Origin of the sequence: Rhodococcus sp. YH1, from assembly GCF_009939605.1 — a bacterium.
Lineage (GTDB): Bacteria > Actinomycetota > Actinomycetes > Mycobacteriales > Mycobacteriaceae > Rhodococcus > Rhodococcus aetherivorans.
Genome location: NZ_WVTE01000151.1, coordinates 1 through 3,971 on the forward strand (window position 1 = coordinate 1; position 3,971 = coordinate 3,971).

Consider the following 3,971-nt stretch of genomic DNA (forward strand, 5'->3'; position numbering starts at 1 on the left):
CATGGCGAAGAACCTAGCCTTCTTCGCCTCTCGTGCTGCTCGACCCACTGACATCTCCCCTGGTCAGGGAGCGTGTCGCATGGACCACCTGAGTCAGCCCGAATCGAACCTGTGTGACATTCGGCCCGGCCGGCTGCGGGTGCCGGCGAGACCTCAGATGTACATCGCAGGATCGATGTAGCAGGCCGGGTCCACGAGTTCCTCGTGCTGCTTGCGGGGGCGGATCGTCGCCGGGATGCCGACGGCGATCGAATCGGCGGGCACGTCGCGCGTGACCACCGCGTTCGCGCCGATCGCGACGTCGTCGCCGATCACCACCGGCCCGAGGACCTTCGCCCCCGCACCGATGGTGACCCGGTTGCCGATGGTGGGGTGCCGCTTGGTCCGCGCCAGCGACCGCCCGCCGAGCGTGACGCCGTGATAGATCATCACGTCTTCGCCGATCTCGGCGGTCTCCCCGATCACCACGCCCATGCCGTGATCGACGAAGAAGCGCCGTCCGATCGTCGCGCCGGGGTGGATCTCGATGCCCGTGAGGAAGCGGGTGAACTGCGCCAGGATGCGGGCCGGTCCCCGCAGCGCCGGCCGCGCCCACATCCGGTGTGCGAGCCGATGCGACCAGATCGCGTGCAGCCCCGAATACACGAGGGCGTTCTCCATGTCACCGCGCGACGCCGGATCGTGGCCGCGGGCCGCCTGCAGGTCTTCCCGGAGGGTGCGCAGAACACTCACGATGCGTTCAGTCCCGGATGTGCTCGAACAGCGGAGTGGAGATGTACCGCTCACCGAAGTCGCAGACCACGGCGACGATGAGCTTGCCGGCGTTCTCCGGACGCTTCGCCAGCTCCAGAGCGGCCCACACGATCGCGCCGGACGAGATGCCGCCGAGAATGCCCTCCTGCGTGCCGAGATCCCGGCCCACGCGGACGGCGTCGTCGAACGAGACGTCGACGATCTCGTCGTAGACCTCGCGGTCGAGCACGTCGGGCACGAAGTTCGCGCCGATGCCCTGGATCTTGTGCGGGCCCGGCTGTCCGCCGGTGAGGATGGGGGAATCGATGGGCTCGACGCCGACGATCTTCACCTCCGGCTTGTATTCCTTGAGCCTGCGGCCCGCGCCGGTGATCGTGCCGCCGGTGCCGATGCCGGCGACGAAGATGTCGACCGCGCCCTCGGTGTCCTTCCAGATCTCCTCACCGGTGGTCTGGTAGTGGATCTCCGGGTTCGCCGGGTTGGCGAACTGGCGGGCGAGGATCGCGTTCTCGGTCTTCGCGACGATCTCCTCCGCCTTCGCGACCGCGCCGGCCATGCCCTCGGAGCCGGGGGTCAGGACGATCTCCGCGCCGAACGCCCGCAGCATCACGCGACGCTCGGTGGACATCGTCTCGGGCATCGTCAGGATGACCTTGTAGCCGCGCGCGGCACCGACCATCGCCAGCGCGATACCGGTGTTGCCGCTGGTCCCCTCGACGATGGTGCCACCGGGGCGCAGCTCACCGGACTTCTCGGCGGCGTCGATGATCGCCACGCCGATCCGGTCCTTGACGCTGTTGGCCGGGTTGTAGAACTCGAGCTTGACCGCGACCTGGGCGCCGAGACCCTCGGTCAGCCGGTTCAGCCGCACGATCGGGGTTCGCCCGACCAGCTCGGTGACATTGTTGTAGATACCGCTCATGGGCCCGATCCTCCTCCCGGTCGCAGTGCCGACCGGATTGGTTCCGTCGTCACCTATTGCATCATTCCGGCGGATGTCCGATTCACGTGGGGAGCCGCACAGCGGTCCGGCCGCCCGGGATCCACCGGTTTGCCCACCCTGCTCCCGCGGGTAGCCGACGTCATGACTCGTCACCGGCACGCCCGGAACGTCGCCGGCCGGCCGGTCGCAGCCCTGCAGGACAGCACCCCGCTGCGGTAGGGCGTCGCCCACCAGACCCGGCACGGGGCAGGCCCGCCCGCGCCCGGAAGGAGAAACCCGTGTTCGACATCGTCAAGACCGTGGAGAGATCCGGGCGGCAGATCGAGGGGGTTGTCCGTCGCGTCGTCGAACGCACCGGCTCCCACCCCGGTCCCCAGCAGACCGTCACCATCGGCGCACCCCGCGAAACGGTGCAACGGTTCTGGCGCGAGCCCGCCAATCTGTCGCAGGTGTTCGGGGAGCGCACCTCCGTCGCCGCGAGCGGCCCCGACCGCCTCCGGTGGACCTTCGAACTCGGCGCCGACCCGATCACGTGGGAGACGCGCGTGCTCGAGAGCGACGGGGAACTGCAGTTCGTCGCCACCGACGCCGGCGACTCGTCGCAGCCGCCCCGGATCCTGCTGTCGTTCGCCACCGCCCCGCACGGCCTCGGCACCGAGGTGAGCATGCGGGCCGACACCCCGATGCCCGGCCTGATCACCGGCGCGGCCACGTTCACCGCCCTGTACCGGGCCCGCGCGCTGCTGCAGACCGGCGAGATGCCGACCCTGCGCTGCAATCCCAGCGCCCGCGGCAATCACAGCGCCCGCGGCAATGACAGCGCCCGCGGCAATCACAGCGCCCGCGGCAATCACAGCGCCCGCGGCAGCTCCGGTGCCTCCGGACGCGACTCCCGAACGGAAGGATCCCACTGATGCGAGCGCTGTGCTGGATGGGTGTGAACGACCTGTCCGTCGAGACGGTCGAGGACCCGAAGCTGCTCAACCCGCACGACGTGATCGTGGAGGTCCGCCTCACGACCACCTGCGGATCCGATCTGCATTTCATCGACGGCTATCTACCCGGCATGCGGGAGGGCGACGTGTTCGGGCACGAGTTCATGGGCGACGTCGTCGAGAAGGGCGCGGAGGTCACCTCCGTGAACGTCGGCGACCGCGTCGTCGTGCCGTCGTTCATCGGGTGCGGCGCCTGCTGGTACTGCGACCACGACCTGTACTCGGCGTGTGACACCACCAACCCGAACGCTGCGATGCAGCAGCCGCTGCTCGGCTACCCGTCCGGCGGCATCTACGGCTACACCCACCCGTTCGGCGGATACCAGGGTTCGCACGCGCAGTACGTGCGGGTGCCGTTCGGCGACGTCAACTGCTTCCCGATCCCCGAGGGGATCACCGACGAGCAGGCCCTGTTCCTCTCCGACGCGGTGCCCACCGGATACATGGGGGCCGACTTCTGCGACATCTCCCCCGGCGACACCGTCGCAGTGTGGGGTGCCGGGGGCGTGGGCCTGATGGCGGCCGTGAGCGCCCGGATCCTCGGCGCCGAACGAGTGATCGTCGTCGACCGCCTGGGCGAACGCCTCGACCTCGCCGCCCGGCTGGGGCTGGAGACGATCGACTACTCCGCCGAGGTCAGCATGCAGGAGGCCCTGCGCGAGAGCACCGGCGGCCGCGGACCCGACGCGTGCATCGAGGCGGTCGGCATGGAGGCCCACGGCACCGGCCTGATGCAGATCTACGACCGCGTCAAGCAGGCGCTGCGGATGGAGACCGACCGCGCCACGCCGCTGCGGCAGGCGATCATGGCGTGCCGCAAGGGTGGGGTGGTGTCCGTCCTCGGGGTCTACGGACTCACCGACAAGTTCCCGATGGGCCTGCTCACCAACAAGAGCCTGACCCTGCGCACCGCCCAGCAACACGGACAGCGGTACGTCCCGCGGCTGTTCGAGCACGTGCAGGCCGGCAAGCTCGACCCCAGCCTGTTGATCACCCACGACATGTCGCTCGAGGACTCGGTGCGCGGGTACGAGATGTTCAAGGACAAGAAGGACGGCTGCGTGCGCGCGGTGTTCCGGCCGTGACCCCGGTGCCGGGCCGGCGCCCTGCAACGGGCCGGCGCCCTCCAACGGGCCGGCGCCCTCCAACGGGCCGGCGCCCTCCAACGGGCCGAATGTCACACACATTCGATCGAGGCGGTTTCAGGCGGCCGATGCGACAAGCTCGGTGAACGCTTCGGTTGGCGTGCGCCAGCGTAGCGTCTGCCGGGGGCGGCCGTT

4 protein-coding genes are annotated in these 3,971 nt (G+C 69.5%); 2 read left to right on the forward strand and 2 right to left on the reverse strand.

The genetic code is table 11. The features are described 5' to 3' along the window. Positions 1 to 153: 153 nt before the first annotated feature. Both epsC and cysK read right to left on the reverse strand, forming a co-directional pair. Positions 154 to 732 carry a serine O-acetyltransferase EpsC gene (epsC, locus tag AIIKEEIJ_RS12745; protein WP_006940242.1) on the reverse strand — a complete coding sequence of 193 codons (579 nt, stop codon included), beginning with the start codon at positions 730 to 732 and terminating at the stop codon, positions 154 to 156. Positions 733 to 739: 7 nt separating this feature from the next. Then, positions 740 to 1,675 carry a cysteine synthase A gene (cysK, locus tag AIIKEEIJ_RS12750; protein ID WP_006940240.1) on the reverse strand — a complete coding sequence of 312 codons (936 nt, stop codon included), beginning with the start codon at positions 1,673 to 1,675 and terminating at the stop codon, positions 740 to 742. 299 nt (positions 1,676 to 1,974) lie between these two features. On the opposite strand from cysK, the gene AIIKEEIJ_RS12755 reads away from it, so the two are divergent. Both AIIKEEIJ_RS12755 and AIIKEEIJ_RS12760 read left to right on the forward strand, forming a co-directional pair. Beyond that, complete coding sequence (locus AIIKEEIJ_RS12755) at positions 1,975 to 2,610, forward strand: hypothetical protein (protein ID WP_202916976.1); 636 nt, start codon at positions 1,975 to 1,977, stop codon at positions 2,608 to 2,610. Further along, a complete protein-coding gene (locus AIIKEEIJ_RS12760; RefSeq protein ID WP_161995792.1) occupies positions 2,610 to 3,776 on the forward strand; it encodes an alcohol dehydrogenase catalytic domain-containing protein in 1,167 nt (388 codons plus the stop codon). Before AIIKEEIJ_RS12755 ends, AIIKEEIJ_RS12760 begins: the two co-directional genes overlap by 1 nt. Positions 3,777 to 3,971 lie beyond the last annotated feature (195 nt).

Bases quoted from the DNA above. Each gene is read 5' to 3' on its own strand.
- AIIKEEIJ_RS12760 (WP_161995792.1), top strand. From the start codon at position 2,610: ATGCGAGCGCTGTGCTGGATGGGTGTGAACGACCTGTCCGTCGAGACG.
- cysK (WP_006940240.1), bottom strand. From the start codon at position 1,675: ATGAGCGGTATCTACAACAATGTCACCGAGCTGGTCGGGCGAACCCCG.